Origin of the sequence: Halobacterium noricense, assembly GCF_021233435.1 — an archaeon.
Taxonomy (GTDB): domain Archaea; phylum Halobacteriota; class Halobacteria; order Halobacteriales; family Halobacteriaceae; genus Halobacterium; species Halobacterium noricense.
In genome coordinates this window covers 2,392,443-2,413,864 of record NZ_CP089468.1, presented here as the reverse complement: position 1 = coordinate 2,413,864, position 21,422 = coordinate 2,392,443, and the positions used below count along the sequence as shown (strand labels likewise).

Here is a 21,422-nt window from a genome sequence, read left to right as displayed (position 1 = left end):
TACGGGCGGCCCGCGGACCCCCGAACATGCAGGCCGCGCTGGTGATTCTCGACGGCTGGGGGCTCGCCGACCACGACTTCCGAGGCGGCGAAGCCGCCTCGACGTCCCACTCGCAAGACTCGCGGGACCGACTGAACGCAGTTGCGGCGGCGGACACGCCGAATTTCGACGAGTACTCGCGCCGCGGCGGCTTCGGTACGCTCACCACGCACGGCCGCGAGGTCGGCCTCCCGCGCGGCCAGATGGGCAACAGCGAGGTCGGCCACCTCACCATCGGCTCCGGCCGCGTCGTTCGACAGGAGTACACCCGCATCAACGACGCCATCGCCGACGGCGAGCTCTGCCAGAACGACGCCATCAGCGGCGCGCTCGACCACGTCGAACGCACGGGCAGCCGCGTCCACTTCATGGGGCTCGTCAGCGACGGCGGCGTCCACTCTGACCACGAACACCTCCACACGCTCCTCGAATGCGCCGCCAGCCGCGACCTCCCCGCGACCACGCACGCGTTCATGGACGGCCGCGACACCGCACCCCACGGCGGCGAGAACTACCTCCAAACCCTCCGAGAAGTCACCGACGAGTACGACACCGGCGACGTCGCCACCGTCGTCGGGCGGTACTACGCGATGGACCGCGACCAGAACTGGGAGCGCACGAAGCGCGCGTACGACGCCATCGTCAACCGGAACGGCGACCACCGCGCCGAATCCGCGGTCGAAGCAGTCCAGGAGAGCTACGACCGCGGCGACACCGACGAGTTCGTCGAACCCACCATCGTGAGGGGCGGGGACGCACTCAGCGAGGGCGACGCCGTCGTGTTCTGCAACTTCCGCGCGGACCGCGCGCGCCAACTCGTCCGCATGCTCGCGGACATCCGCCCCGACGACTGGGAGGAAGAAGGCGTCTCGACGGACCCACCGGAGGTGCCGGTGGCGACGATGACCGAGTACGACGAGACGTTCGACCTCCCGGTCGCGTTCGAGTCCGAGCGCCCCGCGGACACGCTCGGCGAAGTACTCGCCGAGCACTCCCTCACCCAACTGCGGGTCGCCGAGTCCGAGAAGTACCCTCACGTGACGTACTTCCTGAACGGCGGCCGCGAGGTGGAGTTCGCGGGCGAACGCCGCGAAATCGTCGAGAGCCCGGACGTCCCCACGTACGACCTCGCGCCCGAAATGAGCGCCGAGGACGTCACTGACGTCGCGCTCGACGTGCTCGCATCCGACGACCCGGACGTGCTCGTGTTGAACTACGCGAACCCCGACATGGTCGGCCACACCGGCGACTACGAGGCCGCCATCGAGGCCGTCGAAACCGTCGACAGCCAGCTCGCGCGCCTCGTTCCCGCACTCCGCGACGCCGGCGCCGACGTCTGCGTCACCGCCGACCACGGCAACGCCGACGATATGGGCACCCGCGAGGACCCCCACACCGCACACACGTTCAACCCCGTCCCGTTCGTCCACCGCCCCGCCGAGGAGAGCGAGGAGGACGCCAGCGACGTCCGCGAGGGCGGCGCACTCCGGGATGTCGCGCCGACGCTGCTCGACCTGCTGGACGTGGAGCGACCGACGGCGATGACCGGAACGTCGCTGCTCGACTAATTAGTCGGTTCGGAACGAGTAGTCGAGGGCGGGCGCGGAGTGCGTGAGCGCTCCCATCGAGATCACGTCGACGCCCGTCGCGGCGTACGCCGGCACGTCCTCGACGGTAATCCCACCGCTGGCCTCCGCGAGCACGTCGTCCGAGAGGGCTTCGACGGCCTCCCGAGTCTCCGCAGGAGTCATGTTGTCCAAGAGTACGACGTCCGCACCGGCCTCGGCCGCTCGGGCCGCATCCGCCGGGTCCTCCGCTTCGACTTCTATCTTGGTGGCGAACGACGCGCGTTCTCGGAAGTGCGCGACGGCGGCTTCGAGTCCCATCTCCGCGACGTGGTTGTCCTTCACCATCACCATATGCGAGAGGTCGAGGCGGTGGGTGTCCCCGCCGCCCGCGACGACGGCGCGCTTCTCCACGCCCCGCAACCCCGGGGTGGTCTTCCGCGTCGCCGCAATCGCCACGTCCTCGGTCCCCTCGCGTGCGGCGTCGACGGCGCGCCGCGTCTTCGTCGCGACCCCGGACGCGTGGCCGAGGACGTTGACCGCGACACGCTCGCCCCGCAGTACGGCCTTCGCGGGCCCCTCGACGGTCAACACGGTGTCGCCTGCGGCCACGCGGTCGCCGTCCTCGCGGGTCGCGTCGGCGTCACAGCCGAGGTAGTCGAAGACGCTCGTTCCGGCGTCGAGACCCGCGACGACCCCTGACTGCTTGGCGACGAGTCGACCGTCCGTCTCGCCGGGCACGTCGTTGGTCACGTCGTGGTGGCCCAAGTCCTCGCGCAGCCACCGCTCGACGACGGCGTCAGTGACTGGCATTACTCCCCTCGCGCTCGACGTAGTGACAGCCCACGCTCTGGTCGTTCTCGGCGGCCGCTCGCGCGACCAGCAGCCCGGTCACGGCGGCGTTCCGGAGTTCGTAGAGGCTGCGGGCCGTGCGCGTGCGAACGTACGCGTCGACTTCTCCTTTCAGCCGTCGGAGCACGCTCTGGGCGCGCTGGAGGTCACTCGGCGCGCGGCGCAGGCCGACGCACTCCTCCATCACGCGACGCAAGCGGTGGAACTTCTCGTCGGCGAAGCGTGCCGACAGGTCGGGATCGCGGTCCAGTAGGTCCGGTGTCTCCACCCGCTCGGCTTCGTGGCCGACCGCCGCGTCACCCGCGCGCAAGCCCCAGACAAGTCCTTCGAGGAGGCTGGTGCTGGCGAGGCGGTTCGCGCCGTGGACGCCGGTGCGCGCGCACTCCCCGACGGCGAACAGGCGATCGAGGCTCGCACGACCCTCGTGGTCGACGGCGACGCCGCCACAGAGGAAGTGCTGGCCGGGCGCGACGGGGATTCCAGTCTCCCAGTCGACGCCGCGGTCCTCGCACTTTGCGGCGAGACCCGGGAACTCGGATTCGAACTCCAGCGGCGAGACGTCCAGCGTGACCTCGCCCGTCGCCTCGCGTTCCGTGTCGACGGCTCGCGCGACGACGTCCCGCGGCGCGAGCTCGGCGTCCGGGTGGTACGCGGGCATGAAGCGCTCGCCGCCGGGAGACTGCGTTTCCCGAGCCACCGAATCACGGGGCTCGGAGACGTCGCCGTTCCGCAGGACGGCACCCTCACCACGAACTGCCTCCGAGAGCAGGAACGGGTCGTCGCTGTCGTAGACCGTCGGGTGGAACTGGACGTACTCCATGTCCGCGACGCCCGCGCCGGCGAGCGCGGCCATCGCGACGCCGTCGCCGGTCGCGTGCTCGGGGTTAGTCGTGCGACGGAAACAGCCGCCGATGCCGCCCGTCGCGAGAATCGTCGCTCCCGCGAACGCCGGGGTGCCGTCCTGCGACGAGTCGAGGAGCACGCCGTACACGCGGCCTTCGTGAGTAATCAAGTCGAGTGCGGCGGTGTCTTCGAGAAGTCGCACGTTCGGGTGATCGTCGAGGTGCGCGAGGAACGGCCGCAGGACGTGCCGACCAGTGTTCGCGTCGACGTGCAGGATTCGTTCCTCTGAGTGCGCCGCCTCCTGCGCGAAGTCGTAGTCGTCGCCGGCCTCGTCGAACGGCACGTCGAGCGTGTCCACGAGCACGTCCCGAACGGCGTCGGCGGCGTTCTCGACGAGCACGTCCACCGCGTCCTCGTCGGCAGTCGCGGCGCTGGCGTCGAGGACGTCCGCTTTCAGGCTCGCTGGGTCGCCCCGCGTGGTGGCGATGCCGCCCTGCGCCCAGTCGGAACTCGCGTCGGCGGGCTTGCTGGCCTTCGTCGCGACTAACACGTCAGCGTCGTCGCGCGCGGCGGCGAGCGCGGCGGCACACCCGGCGATGCCGCTGCCGACGACCAGCACGTCGGCGGTGTGTTCGTCGGCCATCGTCACACCTCCAGCATGCGGTCGAGGGCGACCTGCGCGAGTTCCTGCTCCTCGGGCGCGACTTCGACGACGTTGCGCTCGCGGCCCGCGACCAGTTCTTCGAGCACCCACGCGAGGTAGTTCGGGTCGATTTGGCGCATCGCGTTGCAGTCCATGCAGGCGTCCCCACAGAGCGCCACCACCTCGACCTCGGGGTGCCAGCGCTGCAGGTGGTTCGTAAGATGGATTTCGGTGCCGATGGCCCACGTTTCCCCGGGGTCGGCGTCCTCGATAGTCTGCGTGATGGTCGACGTGGACCCGACGACGTCCGCGGCTTCAACGACTTCGCGGCGGCACTCGGGATGCACGACGACGTTCACGTCGGGGTGGTCCTCGCGCACCTGCGCGACGTGGTCCGTCGTGAAGCGCTCGTGGACCTGACAGTAGCCGTCCCAGAGCACGACGTCGGCGTCCGCCACCTCGTCGGCGTCCTTGCCGTCGGGGTCCCACGGGTCCCACTCGACCGTCGCGTCCGCTATGCCGAGGCGGTGGGCGGTGTTCTCCCCGAGGTGCTTGTCCGGCAGGAACAACACCTTGTCGCCGCGTTCGAGCGCCCACTCGAAGGCGCGGTGGGCGTTCGAGGACGTGCAGACGAGACCGCCCTGTTCGGCGCAGAACGCCTTCAGGTCGGCGTAAGAGTTCATGTACGTGATGGGGACGACGTCCTCGTCGGGCGCTGCCGCGGTGATGTCGGCCCACGCCGCGTCGACTTGGAGCGCTTCGGCCATCCCGGCCATCGGGCACGAGGCCTCCATCGACGGCAGGATGACCGATTGGTCGTCGTCAGTGATGACGTCCGCCGACTCGGCCATGAACGTCACGCCGCCGAAGACGACGTAGTCGGCGTCGGCGTTCGCGGCCTCCTTCGACAACTGGTAGGAGTCCCCGATGAAGTCCGCGTGCTCGATGATTTCCCGACGCTGGTAGTTGTGACCCAACACGACCACGTCGTCACCGAGTTCCTCTCTCGCCGCCTCGATGCGCTCCGTGCGCTCCTCGGCGTCGAGGGCCCGGTACTCGGCCGGGAGTTGCTCCAGGTTGTCGTACTTGAACAGGCTCAGGTCCGTCTCGAACGCCGCAGTGTCCATATTTGGCACGTGTGATCACCGGTGTATCGATAGCCATCGAACGCCTTCTTTGAAAATATTTTCTCTTCAATAATCGCCTCCAGTAGAATACTATAGCCTGAAACAAAATAAATCGGCAAAACTCCGAGTGAAGGCGGATAGACGGGTGAATGGAGAGTTGAATTACACTCCGAAGAAACAATCTGCAGAACAGGCGGATTCGTCAGTCCGTGCGATAGACGACGTCACCGTCCACGACGGTCGCCTGTACGTCGATGTCCCGAATTGCCTCGGGCTGTTTCCACGGCGACTCGTCGAGCACGACGAAGTCGGCGAATGCGCCCACCTCGATTGTCCCCATTTCGTCCTCGCGGAAGCCGGCGTACGCGCCGCCCGCGGTGTACGCGCGCAGCGCGTCCGTCACTGACAGCGCCTGTGGCTCCGTCGGCGGATTCACGGCGTAGTGGACGCCGAGCAGCGGGTCCAGCGGCATGCAGTCGCTACCGAACGCGAGCGGCACATCCGAGTCTCGATAGGCGGGGAAGCGGTTGCTCGCCTCGCGGCGCTCCGTGCCGAGGCGGTCCTCGTAGAGCCCCTCGCTGCCGGCCCACTTCAGGAAGTTCGGCTGCATCGACGCCACCACGCCCAACTCGCTCATGCGCTCGATTACGTCGTCGCTGGCGAGTTCGGCGTGCTCGATGCGGTGGCGGCTCTCCCCTGCATCCGCGCACGCCTCGTAGGCGTCGAGCACGGCGTCGATTGCCTCGTCGCCGATGGCGTGCGCGGTCACCTGAAGGCCGGCGTCGTCCGCGCGCGCCACGAACTCCCGCAAATCGCCGGGGTCGACGACCCACTGTCCGGCTTCATCCGGGGCGTCCGCGTACGGCTCGGAGAGCTTCGCGGTGTGGCCGCCCAGACTGCCGTCCGTGTACGTCTTCACGCCCCCAACCTCGACCATCCCGGAGCCGTGGTTCGTCCGCAGGCCGGTTTCGAGGAGGGCGTCGAGGTGGTCGCTCCAGTAGTTCAGCCGCACGCGGACGGTCAGTTCGTCGGCGAGGTCCAGTTCGCGGAACGCCCGCGGCGAGTGCGACTGGCGCACCATGTCGTGGACGCACGTCACGCCCTTCTCGTTGGCTTCTCGCTGGGCCGCGCGCAGCAGCGACTCGGTCTCCTCGGGGTCGGGTTCGGTCGCCTCGTAGACGACTTCGACGGCGTCCTCGACGATGCGGCCGTCGCCGAGCACGTCCCCGTCGGGCATCTCCTCGCCGTACGCGTCGAGCGCGACGGCGTTCACGGTCGCGGTGTGCATGTCCTCGCGGATGGCCGCGACCGGTCGCTCGTCGCTGACGGCGTCGAGGTCGGACTGGTGGAGGTCGTCGGCGTCCCACGCGGACTCGTCGTAGCCGTAGCCCAGAACCCACTCCTCGTCCGTCTCCGCTGCTCGCTCCTGCAGGCGTTCCGTGATTTCCTCGGGGCCGCTCGCGCCGCGGAGGTCCGCGTGGACGCCGTACTGGCCGACCGTCTCCATGTGCGTGTGCGCGTCCACGAATCCGGGGAGGACGACGCCGCCGTCGACGTCGAGTACCTCGGTACCGGTCCCGACGAGGAACTCGACGTCGTAGTCGTTGGCGAGCTGGACGACGCGCCCGTCCCGGACCGCCAGCGCGTCGTAGGTCTCCTCGGCGCCGCCGAGCGTGTGGACCTCGCCGTTTCGCAACACGAGGTCGGCTGCCGCAGTCATGTCTCGAAGGCGGGCGGCCGGCCGCTTAGACGTTCGGGAAGCGGTCGCCGCGGCTGTACTATCGTTGGAGAATCCAGTGCACTGCCTCGTGGGAGCGTGTAATTATTCGATCCCCTAGAGCCAAATTTTTATGCCCCGAATATAACACAGAAAGCATGAGCTCTGGGCCTGACGACGACAGCGAGGCCTACGCGGAGAACCTCCGATCCGCCTGTCTGGAAGCACGCCACACGATGGACAAACAGGTGTCCAGAATCCAGGGTGAGGACGACAAGGCGGTCAAACTCCTTCGAGTAAACATCCTTACGCTCGGTGTTCTCGCCAGCGGGCTTTCGATCACCGTTCAGGCAGACCGAATCCCCGTGAATGGATTCTTCAATCTCCACATCGGTGCCGGAATTCTCCTGATGTTAGTCTCCTCGGTCATCGCGAGTATGGCGTATACGTCCTCTAACGTTGAGGTGGGTATCGACCCGACTGCTGTAGGGAAAACTGGCCGGCTGAGTCGTGTGGAGTTCTTAGAGGAGCTGTCCGAATCATACGGAATCTGGATTCAACGCAACACAGTCGTGCATCGATTCAACGCCTACGCACTGACGTGGGCGATTACCTTCGCAATCTCGGGAATTATCTACTTCGTCGGGGGGTTCTCGGTCGGCCTCCTCGAAATCCGGGGCTCGCAGCTGTCCATTCTAGTATTCGCTGTAGAACTGCTCTCGGGGATAGCAATTATCGGACTACTGTTCAACTCTGACGAAGTGTTCACCCGAGTTATGTATGGGGACAACGGCTACTGACTGCAGGCACTATCAGCGTACTAGCCAAAACTTAATTGTGAGCGGCAACTTACGTCTAACTGAGCCATGACTCCGAGTGACCAGAAATCACGCGAGAAGCCGCGTGAAACGTCGCGTAAGGAGTCGGATTGGGGAGTGACGATGTCGAACTCCCCCAATCTCGGCCCTATTGACAGCATCCGTGTCGCGGTTCGCCGTATCCGCGGCCGAGAGTAACTCCACTCCCAATTCTCGACGTTTTCTACCGTACTGAATAGCAGAGTTGCTGTCCTGCCGGGCCAGAAGCGCTTCGAGCAGCTTACTGCGTGGCGATGCGACGCGACACGTCCTCGCGCCACTCGTCGGCGTTGTCCCGAAGCGTCTCGTAGCCGTACTGGAGTTTGTTCTCGGGAACGTGCGCGTACTGCTGCATCTCCTCGGGAAGGCTGGCGTCCGAGACCGTGGGGATGCCGACGTTCTTCACCGCGACCTCGCGCTGGGTCTCGGCCTCCAGCATGAAGTCCGCGAACGTGTGCAGGAGGTCGTCGTTGTCGCTGTCCGCGAACTGCGCGACGCCGGAGACGTACGCGTACCCCTGGTCGTTCGGGAACGCAATCTGGTGGCGCGCCATGTCCGTGTCCTCGCTCTGGGAGGCGTACACCTGGTCGGTGCTGTAGGAGACGACCATCGACGCCTCCTGGTTGGAGTACGCGGTGTAGGCGGCGTTCCACGACCCCGAAGTCTGGAGGCCGTTGTCCACGAGGCGGTCCCAGTAGTCGAGGTAGCCGTCCGGTCCGTACTCCTTGACCGTCCACAGCAGGAAGCTCAGCCCCGTCACCGTGTCCTGGGGGTTGGCGAGAATGAGGCTGTCCGCCCACGCGTCCTTCGTGAGGTCGTCGAGGGTCTCGGGCGCGTCCACCTCGTTCTCGTCGTAGACGATGCAGACGTACGACGACCCCGTCGGGAGCACGCGCTGCTGGGGGTCGAACCGGTAGGCGTCCACGACGTCGTCGCTGTTCGAGATGCGCGAGGTGTCGAACGCCGCGAACAGCGACTCGTCGAGGTTGCGGTCCGCGCGCACCAGCCCCGTCGGCGTGACGCCGACGTAGCCGTCCGCGCCGAGGGCGGCGCCCTGCTGTTTGCGCTGGATGAAGTCGTTGAGCTCGTTCTCGCGGACGACCCACTCGAAGTCCACGTCGTACTCCGACTCGAACGTCGCCTTCACCCAATCGCCGGCGCTCGTGGACACCGCGTCGACGTACGCCTGCGTCGTCCCGACCCTCAGCGACTGCGGCTCGCCCGACGTTGTCGCGGTCGTCCCGCCGGTGGTCGTGGTCGTTCCTCCGGTGGTCGTGGTCGTCTCGCTCGTGTCCGTGGACCCGATGCAGCCCGCGAGGCCGAGCGCAGTCGTGCTTCCGACTGCTGCGACGAACGCCCGGCGCGACGACGAACGCTCGCCGCTCTCCCGGCTCACTGCTCGTTCCCTCCGTTGCGCGCGTCGTCGCTGGCGGCCGTGCGACCGAGGTGGTTCTCCACGCGGTCGACTTTCTCCTCGACGGCGAGGTCCTCCTCACGGAAGTGGTCGATTTTGAGCTTCGTGCTGACGCGGCTCGCGTCCACGGCCTCGGTTGCGCCCTGCGCCGCGGCGAACACCTCGTCGAGGCTGTCGGCCTCGATGGTGGTCTCCATGGGGTGGGTCTCGTAGCGCACGTCGTAGTCGTCGAGCGCGTCGATGGCCTTCGCTATCTCCGCGTCGAAATCCACGTCGGGACTGTCCAGCGGTGCGACCGACAGCATCGCGGTGACTGTCATACCCGCGACTCTGGATTACGGAGTGATATAACCCACTATTTACCACGAGGAGTCGGCCGTCGCGCGTGAAAGGGCAACCTTCAGGGCGTCGCGCCGACGACGCCCCGGTATGACCGACGCCAGCGACCTCGCCGACCGCGTGCAGGACGGCGACCTCCGGCTCTACGAACTCGAAGGCCACGCCGATGCCGACACCGCGGCGGCCGCGCGCCGCGAACTCCTCGAACGCGAGACCGACGCCAGTCTCGACGCCACGGGCGCGTTCGCGTTCGACGCCGACGAGGTCGGCCCGAACATCGAGAACCTCGCGGGCGGCACCCAGCTCCCGCTCGGCGTCGCCGGCCCCATCGCGGTCAACGGCGGGGCTGCGGACGACGAGTTCTACCTCCCGCTGGCGACGACGGAGGGCGCGCTCGTCGCCTCCGTCAACCGCGGCTGCTCGGCGATTACGGCGGCGGGCGGCGCGAACGCCCGGGTGACGAAAGTTGGGATGACGCGCGCACCCGTCTTCCGCGTCGCGGACGTCACCGAGGGCGCGGAGGTTGCGGAGTGGGTCGAGGACAACTTCGACGCGCTCCGCGAGGTCGCCGAGAGCACCACGAGCCACGGCGAACTCACGGAGGTCACGCCGTACGTCGTCGGCGACAGCGTCTTCCTCCGGTTCGCCTACGACACGAAGGACGCGATGGGGATGAACATGGCCACCATCGCCACCGAAGCCGCCGCCGACGTGGTGGAGGCGGAGACGCCCGCGGAACTCGTCGCGCTCTCCGGGAACCTCTGCGCGGACAAGAAACCCGCCGCCATCAACGCCGTCGAGGGCCGCGGCCGCACCGTCACCGCGGACGTCACCATCCCCCGGGACGTCGTCGAGGAGCGCTTCGACACCACCCCCGAGGCCATCGAGGAAGCGAACACGCGCAAGAACCTGATCGGCTCCGCGAAGGCCGGCAGCTTCGGGTTCAACGCGCACGCCGCGAACACCGTCGCCGCCGTCTTCCTCGCGACCGGGCAGGACGCCGCACAGGTCGTCGAGGGCTCGAACGCCATCACGACCGTCGAAGCCAGGGGAGATGTCCGCGCGAGCGAAGCGAGTGCGGGCTCGGCAGATTCGTCTGCCGGTGAACTCTACGCCTCGGTGAACCTCGCGAGCCTCGAAGTCGGCACCGTCGGCGGCGGCACCAAACTCCCCACGCAGCGCGAGGCGCTGGACGTCCTCGGCGTGCGCGGGGGCGGCGACCCGGCCGGCGCGAACGCCGACGCGCTCGCGGAAATCATCGCTGCGGGTGCGCTCGCCGGCGAACTCAGCCTGCTCGCCGCACTCGCGTCCCGCCACCTCTCCTCGGCGCACGCGGAACTCGGCCGCTAACCCGGAGTACTTTCAGTTTCACCGTGCGGCAGACACGGAGTTATTTCACCCCACGCCCTGTACTGGGATATGAACGCACACTCGGGCGACGAGCCGGAGGACCGGTCGTGGGCGGTGCGCGTGCTCCGGGTGCTGAAGCTCCTGCTCACGGTGCTCGTGCTCTCCTTGACGCTGCTGCGCGCGCTCCCCAGCGGCCCGCTCTAATCGACCGCCAGCCAGACGAGGTACGCGCCCGCCGCCAACACGACCGCAATCCCGCCGACGGTCGCGGCCTCGCTCTCCAGCAGCTCGCCGACGAGGAGGAGGAGCCAGCCGACGACTGCGAGCAGGTTCCCGACGCCGTAGTCGTGTTCGCCGGCGAGCACGCGCAGGATTGCGGCGAGCGTGAACCCGGCCACAAACACGCCAGCCAGCGCCGCCAGCGTCGACACCCCAGGCACCGGCCACGACGGGTCCGTGCTCGCCAGCACGACCACGACCGCTGCGCTCACGAGCGTCACACCGACGACGACCTGCCAGACTCGCGCCAGCCGTCCGTCCATCGTCGGAACGTCGCACAGCCACCGGCAAGAACGTGTGGGTCGCCGGCTACAGTAACCGGTAGCCATCGCCGGACTCGGTGACGTCGCCGGCACGCCGCAGTTTGTCGAGCGCGCGCTCGACGTAGTCCCCATCGACGCCGTGCTCCGCCGCGAACGCCTTCACCTCGGCTTCCGTGGGCTCGTCGAGTTCGCGCAGCGCCGTCCGCACGGCCTCGCGCTTCCCGAGGCTGCGCCCGGACTGCTCGACGTGCTCCTCGACGGCCGACACCGCCTCGACGTCGACGCCAGCCGAATCGAGGAATTCCTCGTCGCTCATCCCCGCGTCTTCCGCGAAGTCGCCGAGCGTCGTGAAGTCGTCCAGTTCCGCGAACGCGTCGCCGTGGCCCGCGCGGTTCGCGAGCATCGACGCCCGCACCTCGCGGGCGTGGTCCTCGTCGTCGGTCTGGACGAACTTCCGGAGCTTCGAGAACTGGTGGCGTCGCTCGCAGCGCGGACACCCCGAGGTGTCGGGGCGTCCCTCCACGACCCACAGCGCGCCACAGTCCGTGCAGCCGACGACCGCGTACGTCATCGTCCCAGATTCGGGCGGCTTCGCCCATAAACGTCCCGTCCGCGCGCGGTCGCTGCCGGCGCGAACGTGGCCAATATTGATACCGGCCCGTGTCGTCGTCTCCGTTGTGACCGACTCACCCGCCGACACGGGACGCAGCGACCGCTGGTGGGTGCCGATTGCGCTCCTCGCGGCGACGTTCCCCGTCACGCTCGCGCTCAGCGTCGTCCTCCCGCCGGACCCGTTCGCGATGCTCCCGGTGTTCGCCGTCGTCGCACTCGGCTTCCTGCTCGCGCTGTGCTCGCCGGCGTTCCTCTACTTCGACAAACAGTACCTCGCCGCCACGGGAGCGTGGACGCCCTCGGTCCTGTACTTCCTGATGGCCGTCCCGCTCGTCGCGCCACTGGTCGCCGCCGCCTACGTCTATCGACGCCACGAGCAGGTCGGCGTGCCCGCGAACCCGCTCGCGGACTGACCCGTTACTCGACGTTGAAGCCTTCTTCTTCGAGGACGTCCTTCACGCGGTCCTCGTGGTCGCCCTGCACCTCGACGCTGGTCTCTTTGGCCGTGCCGCCCGCGCCGAGGCGCTTCTTCAGCGTCGTCGCCACGTCGCCGACGTCGGTGACCTCCGGGTCGAACCCCTCGACGACCGTGACGGGCTTGTCGTACGTGCGGCGCTCGACGTGGACCGACAGCTCCTGCTCGGCCCGCGCGATGTCTTCCATCCCCGGTACGTCGATGCCGCCGAAGTCGTTGTCCTCTGGCACGTTTCGAAGTACGCTATCGAGACGCATATGCGTTGTCGCCGACGCGTCGCTGGCCGGTAGCGCGTCGAAAGAAGAACGGAACGTGGGGGTGCGAGTTACGCGATGTCCTCGACGTCCTCGGTGCGAGCCGAGGGTTCGAAGACCTCGTCTTAGGCGAGAGCTTTGATGCGTTCGACGACTTCCTGGGCGTACTCGGAGGTGGAGAGCTTGACGCCGCCTTCGACCTGGCGTTCGAGGTCGTAGGTGACGCGGTGCTCGCTAATCTGGTTCTCGACGGCTTCGTGGACGAGGTCGGCGGCGTCGTCCCAGCCGATGGACTCAAGCATGAGTTTGCCGGAGAGAATCAGCGCAGTCGGGTTCGCCTTGTCCTTGCCGGCGTGCTTGGGCGCGGAGCCGTGGACGGGTTCGGCGAGCACGCGGCCGTCGCCGAAGTTCGCGCCGGGCGCGATGCCGAGGCCGCCGATCTGGGCGCCCGCGGCGTCGCTGAGGTAGTCGCCGTTGAGGTTCGGCATCGCGAGGACGTCGTAGTTGTCCGTGCGCGTCAGGAGCTGCTGGAGCATGTTGTCCGCGATGCGGTCCTTGACGACGACCGTGTCCTCGGGGGCGTCGCCGTCGTACTCCTCCCAGAGGGTGTCCTCATCGATGGTTTCCTCGGGGAAGTCCTCGGCGGCGACCTCGTAGCCCCAGTCGCGGAACGCGCCCTCGGTGAACTTCATGATGTTGCCCTTGTGGATGAGCGTCACCGAGTCACGGTCGTTTTCGATGGCGTACTCGATGGCACGGCGAACGAGGCGCTTCGTGCCGAACTCCGAGATGGGCTTGATGCCGATTCCAACCGGGCCGTCGTGAATCACATCATCAACACCCATCTCGTCCTCGACGAAGTCGCGGGCCGCCTCGACGTCGTCGGTGCCGGCCTCCCATTCGATGCCGGCGTAGACGTCCTCGGTGTTCTCCCGGAAGTTCACCATGTCCATCGCCTCGGGGTTCTTGACGGGGGAGGGGACGCCGTCGAGGTAGTAGGTGGGGCGGACGTTCGCGTAGAGGTCGAGTTTCTTGCGGAGCGCGACGTTGAGGCTGCGGAAGCCGGCACCGACGGGGGTCGTCAGCGGGCCCTTGATGGCGACGCGGTGGTCGCGGATGGCCTCGACGGTCTCCTCGGGGAGGTTCTCGTCGTACTCCTCGCGTGCGGATTCGCCGGCGAGGACGCGCGCCCACTCGATGTTGCGGCCGGTCGCTTCGGCGGCGGCGTCGAGTACGTTCTGTGCGGCGGGGGCGACGTCGTTCCCGATGCCGTCCCCGAAGATGATGGGGATGATCGGGTTGTCCGGAACCTGGATTTCGTCGGCGTCCTCGTCGTAGGTAATCTTCTCCCCGCTCTCGGGGATGTCGACGTTCTCGTAGCTCATAATCGTATCAACGTCACCCGATGCGCCTAAAAGGACTGCTGTTTCGCGCAGGCACGTCAACACGTGACGTAGCGCGCGCGGAACCGTCGCTCTCCCGCGGTACGCCGCCCGAATCCGCACACACTAAGCGTCCGGGCCAGACAGGTCGCCGTATGCAGGTCATCGTACACGGCGGCGCGGGCACGAGCGTGGACGAACCGGTGCCGCGCCAGGCGACACTCGACGAGGCGGTCGACGCGGGCGCGAGCGAGGACGACCCCGTTGACGCGGTCGAAGCCGCGATTCGCATCCTCGAAGCCGACACCCGGTTCAACGCCGGTACGGGCGGCGCGGTCCAGTCCGACGGCGTGATTCGCACGGACGCGGGTGTGATGACCAGCGATAGGGGGGCGGGCGCGGCGGCGTCGATGCCCGGCGTCGAGGCCGCTATCTCGGTCGCACGCGCCGTGATGGAGGACACACCCCACGTCCTCCTGAACGGCGTCCATGCCGTCGATTTCGCCGCCGACGTCGGCGTCGACGTGGAGTGCGACCTCTGGAGCGACGACACCCAACAGCGCTGGGACGACCTCGACGACCACCCCGATGGAAGCCCGCTCGACCACCTCGACTGGATTCAGGACAAATTTGGGGAGCGCGTGGCCGAACGGAGTGAGGCCACGGAACGAGCGAGCGGTAGCGCCGCGAGCAAGGACCCCGAGGGGCGCGACCAGAAGGACCACGACACCGTCGGCGCGGTCGCATTCGACGGTGACAACCTCGCTGCGGCGACGTCGACGGGCGGGCGCTGGCTCGCACTCGCGGGCCGTGTCGGCGACGTTCCGCAAATCGGTTCGGGGTTCTACGCCGCGCCCGCGGGCGCTGCCTCCGCGACGGGTGCGGGCGAGGACATCGCCAAGGCGACGCTGACGCGGCGCGCCGTCCGCCACCTCGAATCCGGGTTGGACGCGCAGGAAGCGGCCGACCGCGCCATCGCCGAGTTCGGCGAACTCACGGGGTCGTCGGCGGGCGTCATCGTGCTCGGGAGCGACGGGACGGTCGGGGAGGCGTTCAACTCCGAGCAGATGCAGACAGCGAGGGTCTGAGCGTCAGCGAAGACCCTCGTTATCGCGAGCGGGGAGCGAAGCGACCCGCGAGCAGCGTGGTTCTCGCTCGCTGCCGCTCGCTCCGAACCACGTTACGGCGAACGGCGTGACCCGCGAACGGTGGGGAAGTGAGCGTAATGAACTGCCGCGGAATGAGAGACCGTAGGGAGACGCGTCGAGTACTATACCAGCGCCAGCGAGCCGTCAGTCGTCGAAGACGACGGGGTCGCCGGTGACCGCAAACGTCGCCTGGTCCCCCGTGGACAGTGGCATGCTGGGGTCGTGGACTGACGCGAGGAGTTCGACGTCGCCCCCTGCTTCGGTGGGGGCGAGGTGGTAGCGGACCGATTCGCCCTGGAACGTACGTTCGCGGACGTCGGCGGGGAACGCGCCGGCGGCGGTCGGGTCGTCGACGCGCTGGAGCATCTCGGGGCGAATCGACGCGGTGACGTCGCCGGTGGCGTCCGTCTCGACGGGGGCTGAGAGCCAGTCGCCGACGGTCAGCGTCGGCGTGCCGTCCGCGGTTTCGACGCGGCCGTCGAGCAGGTTGGTGTCGCCGACGAACTCGGCGACGAACGGGGACGCGGGGTTCCGGTAGACGTCTTCGGGCGTCCCGACCTGCACGATTTCGCCGTCGCGCATCACACCGATGCGGTCAGAGGTCGCCATCGCGAGCTCCTGGTCGTGGGTGACGTAGAAGAACGAGCCGTCGACGGCGCCGTTCAGGTGGCGTAGCTCCGACTGCATCTCCTTGCGGAGTTTGCGGTCGAGGCTCGCCAGCGGCTCGTCGAGCAACAGCACGGCGGGCTCGTTGACGAGTGCACGGGCGAGCGCGACGCGTTGTTGCTGGCCGCCGGAGAGGTCCGGCGGCGACCGGTCGCCGAACCCGTCGAGGTCGACGAGTTCGAGCATCTCGGCGACGCGGCGGTCGTGCTCGTCGCCGGAGACGCTGTCGTCCTTGCGGAGGCCGTAGCCGACGTTCTCGGCGACGGTCATGTGCGGGAACAGGGCGTGGTGCTGAAAGACGAGGTTCGTGTCGCGGCGCTCCGGCGGGACGCCGGTGGCATCGTGGCCGTCGATACGGACGGCGCCGTTTGTCGGCGATTCGAACCCGCTGACGAGCCGCAGCGTCGTCGTCTTCCCGCAGCCCGACGGCCCGACGAGCGTGAAGAACTCGCCGCGCTCGACGCGCAGCGTCACGTCCTCGACGGCCGTTGTCTCCCCGTAGGTCTTCCGCACGCCGTCGAGTTCGACGAGAACGTCGCTGTCGGCCGCGACGCTGCGTCCGTCTGCACCTGCGTCCATCGGCTCGCGCTAACAAGTAGCCGCGTATGCGCCCGTTGCCGTCCGCCTATATTGCCGCTTTCTGTAACGCTACGCACTGGCGGGTTGTGCCGGTAGAAGGAGTTTCGAGGGCTCGAATTCCCGATACCGGCTGTTGGCTCCGTCACGAGTGTCCACACGTGTTGCGTGTATTCGCCCCCTTATTCGCTGGGCGAAATTACTGTGCGGCAGTATAATGACCACGCACGACGACACCGCGAGCGGCGCTCCGGACGGCGCCGGCCGCGGCACGGTGAACCGTCGGTCGTTCCTCGCGGCAGCGGGCGCGGCGACGACGACGACGGCGCTCGCGGGTTGCATCGGTGGCGGGTCGGACACACCGACACTCAACGTCATCACGTGGGAGCACTACGCCCGCGACGACGTCGTGGAGGCCGTCGAGTCGGCCGTCGACGTGAACATCGAAATCACGAAGTCGACATCCTCGGCGGACATGTTCTCCGGATGGCAGTCCGGCCAGGACGAACAGTACGATATCGCCGTCCCGAACAACAACTACGTTCCGCGGTTCGCGGAGGCCGGGCTCGTCGAGCCGGCGCCGCTCGACGACCTCGAAAACTATCCGAACCTCTACGAGAAGTTCAAGGAGTTCACGAACGGTCAGTTGTCGGCCGGCGGCACACCGTACGGCGTGCCGATTCGCTTCGGATTCTACGGATACGGGTACGACTCCCGGGACGTCCCCGAGCACGAGGAGTCCTGGAGCGTGCTCTTCGAGGGCGTCGAGGGCGTCGACCTGAGCGGGAAGGTCGCGCTCTACGACAACCACTTCAAGGCGATGACCGCCGCGGCGCTCCACCTCGGATTCCACGACGCCTTCGAGGGCGACCGCATCACGCTCTCGGAGTCCCAGCTGGAGGAAGTGAAGTCGGTGCTCGTCGACCAGAAGCAGTCGCTGCTCTCCAGCTACATCGCTGGCGACGCGTCGTTCGTGAAGGGCATCAAGAAGGGCGACTTCCACGTCGGCCACTCCGGCCGCATGAACCTCACCAACATGTGGATAGACGGCAACGACTGGGTGAAGATGGCGACGCCGAAAGAGGGGTCGATGTCGTGGTTCGAGGCGGCCGTCGTCTCCAAGCAAACCGACCACTCCGACCTCGCGTGGCAGGTCGTCGACGAGTACATCGCGCCCGAGAGCGGCGCGACGCTCGCCCGCGAGGGGCACGCGCCCAGCGTTAACCCCCAGACCTCCGAACACCTTTCGGAGCGCCGCAACGAACTCTACGGCTCCATCGACCCCGGCCGCCTCGACGGCATGATTCCGTTCAAGGCCGTCGACGACGAGGACGCCTGGCGGTCGGTGTGGGAGGAAGTGAAGACGGCCTGAGATGGCGGGCGCCGACGCCGACGCGAACGGAGCGGGAGCCGCGGAGAGCGGCGCACTCCGGCGCGCGTTCGGGTCGCGGCGGGCGCGGCTCGCGGCGCTGTTGGCACCCAGCGGCGGCCTGCTTGCGGCGCTGTTGCTCGCGCCGCTGTCGTTCATGGTCGCGCTGTCGTTCGCCCGCGTCGGCGACGCCTACGAGATAATCTGGGAGCCGTCGGCGGCGAACTACGCCGCGCTGTTCGACGGCACGCCGTTCTGGACGACGCCGTTCTTCCAGTCGCTGACGCTCTCTATCGGCGTCGCGGCCGCGACGACGCTGGTCTGTCTGGTAGCGGCGTTCCCGGTCGCGTACGCGCTCGCCCGCCGCGAGCGCGGCCGCCGAATCGTCGTGTTCCTCGTACTGCTGCCGTTCTTCACGATGTACCTCGTGCGCCTCTACTCGTGGTACCTGCTGTTCGGGGAGGGCGGGGTGCTCAACGACCTCGCGGCGCTGCTCGGCCTCGGCCCGGTCGGCGCGTTCGACTTCGGCGTCCCCGCCATCGTCGTCGGGCTCGCACACGCCCAGTTCCCGTACATGCTGCTGACGCTGTACGCCGGCATCGACGCCGTGGACTTCGACCTCGTGGAGGCCGCTCGCGACCTCGGCGCCTCGCGCGTCGCGGTGTTCCGTGACGTAATCTGGCCGCTCACGCTGCCGAACGTCGTCGCCGGGTCGCTGTTCGTGTTCGTGCCGTCGTTCGGCGCGTTCGTCGCGCCGCAGTTCCTCAGCGGGTCGACCGTGCTAATGGTCGGGCAGCTCATCGCCGGACGAGTGGAGTCGTACAACATCGCCAGCGCGAGCGCGGCCGCGACGTTCGTGGTCGTGCTCGTCGCCATCGCCTTCGCCGTCGCCGTGCGGTACGCGCGGCTCGGCGCCTCTGCCGGCGGTGCGCAGTGATGGCGGCGACTACTCGCGGCCGCCTGCTCTCCCAGGCGCTCACCGGGTGGACCGCGGTCGTGCTCGCATTCCTCTGGGTGCCGCTGGTGTTCATCGTCGCGCTCTCGGTCGCCGAGAACGCGTCGACGCTGTTCCCCTTCGAGGGGCTCACGCTCGCGCACTACCGGGCGACGCTCGCCGACGAGGACCTGCTCCGCAGCGTCGCCAACAGCTTCAGCATCGCGACGCTGGCGGCCGCCGCCGCGACCGCGGTTGGCGTCCCCGGGAGCGTCGCGCTCGTGCGCTACGACTTCCCGCTGTCGGGCGCGTTCCGGGTCGCCGTCATCCTGCCGATGGTGGTGCCGGGCGTCGTGCTCGGCATCGGCCTGCTCATCTACCTCCGGACCATCCTGGACCTGACTCCCGGGTTCGTTCCGACCGTACTCACGCACGCCGTCTACGGGCTGCCGTTCGTCGTGCTACTCGTCTCCGCGCGGCTCACCGCCTTCGACGAGAGCCTCGAAGAAGCCGCCCGTGACCTCGGCGCATCCCCCATCGAGGCGTTCCGCGACGTGACGCTGCCCGCGGTCGCACCCGCCATCGCCGCCGGGTTCCTGTTCGCGTGGATTCGCTCCTTCGAGGAGTTCGTGCGCGCGTACTTCGTCTCCGGGACGACGGACGTCCTCACCACGACGATGTACGCGATGCTCGCGTACGGCACGGCGCCGCGGCTCAACGTCATCGCGACACTCGTCCTCCTCGTGCTCGCGGTGGTGCTCGCCGTCGCGATGAACGTCGGCAACGTCGTCGGCGCCGTCACAGCCGGCGAGTAGGAGCTTCCCCGAGAGCGCCTCCTCGGACGCGTTCCGCGGCGACGTCGAGTGGTTCCCCGAGGAGTAATTGAACGTGGACCGCGCAATCCCGCAACCTCTTTCCGGCGTTCGGGCGAACACGCACGCATGGCAGACAGCGTCGAAGTCGGCTCCGAGGCGTACGAGAAGTACGTGGAAGCCGGCGACATTCTGACGGACGTGATGGAGGAGGCCGCCGACCGCGTCGAGGTCGGCGTCACGCAACTGGCGGTCGCGGAGTTCGCCGAGGAGCGCATCCGTGAACTCGGCGGCGAGCCGGCGTTCCCCGTCAACATCAGCGTCGACGAGGAAGCCAGCCACGCCGCGCCGGGCGCGGACGACGACACGGAGTTCGGCGAAGAGATGGTGTGTCTGGACGTCGGCGTGCACGTGGACGGCCACATCGCGGACGCCGCGACGACCGTCGACCTCTCCGGGAACCCCGAACTCGTGGAAGCCGCCGAGGAAGCCCTCGCCGCCGCCGTCGACGCGGTGGAGCCGGGCGTCCACACGGGCGAAATCGGCGCGGAGATTCAGGACGTCATCGAGGCGTACGGCTACAACCCCGTGGTCAATCTGACGGGCCACGGCGTCGACGTCTACGACGCGCACACGGGGCCGAACGTGCCGAACCGCTCGGTCGAGTCCGGCACGGAGCTACAGGTCGGGGACGTGCTCGCCATCGAGCCGTTCGCCACCGACGGGACGGGGAAGGTCTCGGAGGGGTCGGCCACCGAAATCTACGAAGTCGTCGGCGAGGGCAGCGTCCGGGACCGCCGCGCGCGCCAACTCCTGGACGACCTCGAACGGTTCGACGGGCTGCCGTTCGCGGCGCGGTGGCTGGACGCGCCTCGCGCGGAGATGAGTCTCCGGCGGCTCGAAATGGCAGACATCGTTCGGTCGTACCCGGTGCTGAAGGAGAGCGAGGGCGCGCTCGTCAGTCAGGACGAACACACGCTCATCGTCACCGAGGACGGCTGCGAAGTCACGACGAACTAGGCGTCGTTCATCCGCGTGGCCCGCACGTCGCCGCACTCGCGGCAGGTCGCTACCCGATAGGGCTCCCGGGAGAACGCCGCGTTCTGGTCGTCGGCACTCTCCGTCCGGAGTTCGACGGTGACCGTGTGCGGGGTCTCGTACCCGCAGTTCTGACACGGCTCCGTCATCGCGTCGGCCTGAGGGGTCTTGCTGGCCATCAGTACCACTTCGATCGTATATTCTAGTTGCCGGCGGTAAATAATCGGCCAAACTGGTGAATGTGAACGGCTGACATGAATGCCACCGAAAAGCACCTGACGCGGGCCGACAACTCCCGTCTATGGACCAGGTGTTCGCGCCGTGGCGCATCGAGTGGGTGGAACGCGAGGAGAAGAACGAGGACGTCGACTGCGTGTTCTGCGAGTACCCCGAGCGCGGCGACGACCGCGAGCACCTCGTCGTCGCGCGCGCCGAGCACGCGTTCGTGATGTTGAACAACTACCCGTACAGCCCCGGGCACTGCATGGTCGTCCCGCACGCGCACACCGGCGACTACACCGACCTCGACGACGAGACGCTGCTGAGCCACGCGCGTCTCAAGCAGGCGACTTTCGACGCCCTCGACGACGCGTTCGGGCCGGACGGTTTCAACGCCGGCCTCAACCTCGGCGGCGGCGCGGCGGGTGGGAGCATCGACGACCACCTCCACACGCACGTCGTGCCGCGCTGGAGCGGCGACACCAACTTCATGCCCGTCGTCAGCGACACGAAGGTCGTCGTCGAAGCCCTCGACGAGTCCTACGACCGCCTCCACGAGGCGTTCGCCGCCCACCCCGCCGCCGTCGAGACGGACGCGGGCGCGCCGCGCCTCGATTTCGACTGAATCGAAACACCGAACCCCCCGGGC

The 21,422-nt window shown here is 67.9% G+C and carries 23 protein-coding genes; 11 read left to right on the top strand and 12 right to left on the bottom strand.

The window, feature by feature from the left end; translation table 11 throughout:
• Positions 1 to 26 precede the first annotated feature (26 nt).
• Positions 27 to 1,607 carry a 2,3-bisphosphoglycerate-independent phosphoglycerate mutase gene (gene gpmI / locus LT974_RS12895; protein WP_232588044.1) on the top strand — a complete coding sequence of 527 codons (1,581 nt, stop codon included), beginning with the start codon at positions 27 to 29 and terminating at the stop codon, positions 1,605 to 1,607.
• Here the strand turns inward: gpmI and nadC are convergent, their stop codons facing one another.
• The 4 genes from nadC to LT974_RS12875 all read right to left on the bottom strand — a co-directional run bounded on the left by nadC (position 1,608) and on the right by LT974_RS12875 (position 6,789).
• Positions 1,608 to 2,417: a carboxylating nicotinate-nucleotide diphosphorylase gene (gene nadC / locus LT974_RS12890; RefSeq protein ID WP_232588043.1), complete on the bottom strand. Its 810-nt coding sequence runs from the start codon at positions 2,415 to 2,417 to the stop codon at positions 1,608 to 1,610. It abuts the gene before it with no gap.
• Entirely contained in the window at positions 2,404 to 3,942 is a 1,539-nt protein-coding gene (locus tag LT974_RS12885) for an L-aspartate oxidase (protein WP_232588042.1), read from the bottom strand. Before LT974_RS12885 ends, nadC begins: the two co-directional genes overlap by 14 nt.
• A 2-nt stretch (positions 3,943 to 3,944) precedes the next feature.
• Positions 3,945 to 5,069, bottom strand: a complete 1,125-nt coding sequence (gene nadA / locus LT974_RS12880; protein WP_232590263.1) for a quinolinate synthase NadA — start codon at positions 5,067 to 5,069, stop codon at positions 3,945 to 3,947.
• A 202-nt stretch (positions 5,070 to 5,271) separates the two neighbouring features.
• Positions 5,272 to 6,789: an amidohydrolase gene (locus LT974_RS12875; RefSeq protein ID WP_232588041.1), complete on the bottom strand. Its 1,518-nt coding sequence runs from the start codon at positions 6,787 to 6,789 to the stop codon at positions 5,272 to 5,274.
• A 155-nt stretch (positions 6,790 to 6,944) separates the two neighbouring features.
• On the opposite strand from LT974_RS12875, the gene LT974_RS12870 reads away from it, so the two are divergent.
• The gene (locus tag LT974_RS12870) at positions 6,945 to 7,586 is read left to right on the top strand and encodes a hypothetical protein (protein WP_232588040.1); all 642 of its coding nucleotides are present in this window, start codon (positions 6,945 to 6,947) and stop codon (positions 7,584 to 7,586) included.
• 298 nt (positions 7,587 to 7,884) lie between these two features.
• Here the strand turns inward: LT974_RS12870 and LT974_RS12865 are convergent, their stop codons facing one another.
• Positions 7,885 to 9,039 (bottom strand): thiamine ABC transporter substrate-binding protein, encoded by a 1,155-nt coding sequence (locus LT974_RS12865; protein WP_232588039.1) that lies wholly within the window; start codon positions 9,037 to 9,039, stop codon positions 7,885 to 7,887.
• Entirely contained in the window at positions 9,036 to 9,377 is a 342-nt protein-coding gene (locus LT974_RS12860; RefSeq protein WP_232588038.1) for a thiamine-binding protein, read from the bottom strand. The genes LT974_RS12865 and LT974_RS12860 overlap by 4 nt, the downstream gene beginning before the upstream one ends.
• A gap of 109 nt (positions 9,378 to 9,486) precedes the next feature.
• Here LT974_RS12860 and hmgA point away from each other — a divergent pair, with 109 nt between their 5' ends.
• Together hmgA and LT974_RS17785 are read left to right on the top strand one after the other, a co-directional pair.
• Complete coding sequence (gene hmgA / locus LT974_RS12855) at positions 9,487 to 10,746, top strand: hydroxymethylglutaryl-CoA reductase (NADPH) (protein WP_232588037.1); 1,260 nt, start codon at positions 9,487 to 9,489, stop codon at positions 10,744 to 10,746.
• A 69-nt stretch (positions 10,747 to 10,815) separates the two neighbouring features.
• A complete protein-coding gene (locus LT974_RS17785; RefSeq protein ID WP_269785400.1) occupies positions 10,816 to 10,950 on the top strand; it encodes a hypothetical protein in 135 nt (44 codons plus the stop codon).
• Here LT974_RS17785 and LT974_RS12850 read toward each other — a convergent pair.
• Together LT974_RS12850 and LT974_RS12845 are read right to left on the bottom strand one after the other, a co-directional pair.
• Entirely contained in the window at positions 10,947 to 11,288 is a 342-nt protein-coding gene (locus tag LT974_RS12850) for a hypothetical protein (protein WP_232588036.1), read from the bottom strand. The two genes, LT974_RS17785 and LT974_RS12850, sit on opposite strands and share 4 nt — an antisense overlap.
• 46 nt (positions 11,289 to 11,334) lie before the next feature.
• On the bottom strand, positions 11,335 to 11,859 hold the full coding sequence (locus LT974_RS12845) for a DUF5817 domain-containing protein (RefSeq protein WP_232588035.1): 525 nt from the start codon (positions 11,857 to 11,859) through the stop codon (positions 11,335 to 11,337).
• Between the two features lie 106 nt (positions 11,860 to 11,965).
• On the opposite strand from LT974_RS12845, the gene LT974_RS12840 reads away from it, so the two are divergent.
• Entirely contained in the window at positions 11,966 to 12,313 is a 348-nt protein-coding gene (locus LT974_RS12840; protein WP_232588034.1) for a hypothetical protein, read from the top strand.
• A gap of 4 nt (positions 12,314 to 12,317) precedes the next feature.
• Here LT974_RS12840 and LT974_RS12835 read toward each other — a convergent pair whose 3' ends face one another.
• Positions 12,318 to 12,605, bottom strand: a complete 288-nt coding sequence (locus tag LT974_RS12835; protein ID WP_232588033.1) for an SUI1 family translation initiation factor — start codon at positions 12,603 to 12,605, stop codon at positions 12,318 to 12,320.
• Positions 12,606 to 12,754: 149 nt separating this feature from the next.
• Positions 12,755 to 14,014, bottom strand: a complete 1,260-nt coding sequence (gene icd, locus LT974_RS12830; protein WP_232588032.1) for an isocitrate dehydrogenase (NADP(+)) — start codon at positions 14,012 to 14,014, stop codon at positions 12,755 to 12,757.
• 152 nt (positions 14,015 to 14,166) lie between these two features.
• On the opposite strand from icd, the gene LT974_RS12825 reads away from it, so the two are divergent.
• Entirely contained in the window at positions 14,167 to 15,099 is a 933-nt protein-coding gene (locus LT974_RS12825; RefSeq protein ID WP_232588031.1) for an isoaspartyl peptidase/L-asparaginase, read from the top strand.
• 204 nt (positions 15,100 to 15,303) lie between these two features.
• On the opposite strand, the gene LT974_RS12820 is transcribed toward LT974_RS12825, so the two are convergent.
• On the bottom strand, positions 15,304 to 16,404 hold the full coding sequence (locus tag LT974_RS12820) for an ABC transporter ATP-binding protein (protein WP_232588030.1): 1,101 nt from the start codon (positions 16,402 to 16,404) through the stop codon (positions 15,304 to 15,306).
• A 214-nt stretch (positions 16,405 to 16,618) separates the two neighbouring features.
• On the opposite strand from LT974_RS12820, the gene LT974_RS12815 reads away from it, so the two are divergent.
• The 4 genes from LT974_RS12815 to map all read left to right on the top strand — a co-directional run bounded on the left by LT974_RS12815 (position 16,619) and on the right by map (position 20,536).
• The gene (locus LT974_RS12815; RefSeq protein ID WP_232588029.1) at positions 16,619 to 17,773 is read left to right on the top strand and encodes an ABC transporter substrate-binding protein; all 1,155 of its coding nucleotides are present in this window, start codon (positions 16,619 to 16,621) and stop codon (positions 17,771 to 17,773) included.
• Between the two features lies 1 nt (position 17,774).
• Complete coding sequence (locus LT974_RS12810) at positions 17,775 to 18,707, top strand: ABC transporter permease (RefSeq protein ID WP_232588028.1); 933 nt, start codon at positions 17,775 to 17,777, stop codon at positions 18,705 to 18,707.
• Complete coding sequence (locus tag LT974_RS12805) at positions 18,707 to 19,519, top strand: ABC transporter permease (protein ID WP_232588027.1); 813 nt, start codon at positions 18,707 to 18,709, stop codon at positions 19,517 to 19,519. Before LT974_RS12810 ends, LT974_RS12805 begins: the two co-directional genes overlap by 1 nt.
• Before the next feature lie 126 nt (positions 19,520 to 19,645).
• Positions 19,646 to 20,536 carry a type II methionyl aminopeptidase gene (gene map / locus LT974_RS12800; protein WP_232588026.1) on the top strand — a complete coding sequence of 297 codons (891 nt, stop codon included), beginning with the start codon at positions 19,646 to 19,648 and terminating at the stop codon, positions 20,534 to 20,536.
• On the opposite strand, the gene LT974_RS12795 is transcribed toward map, so the two are convergent.
• Positions 20,533 to 20,733: a DUF7835 family putative zinc beta-ribbon protein gene (locus LT974_RS12795; protein WP_232588025.1), complete on the bottom strand. Its 201-nt coding sequence runs from the start codon at positions 20,731 to 20,733 to the stop codon at positions 20,533 to 20,535. The genes map and LT974_RS12795 overlap by 4 nt on opposite strands.
• A gap of 122 nt (positions 20,734 to 20,855) precedes the next feature.
• Between LT974_RS12795 and LT974_RS12790 the strand changes: the two genes are divergently transcribed.
• Positions 20,856 to 21,398, top strand: coding sequence for an HIT family protein (locus LT974_RS12790; protein ID WP_232588024.1), 543 nt, complete (start codon positions 20,856 to 20,858; stop codon positions 21,396 to 21,398).
• Positions 21,399 to 21,422 lie beyond the last annotated feature (24 nt).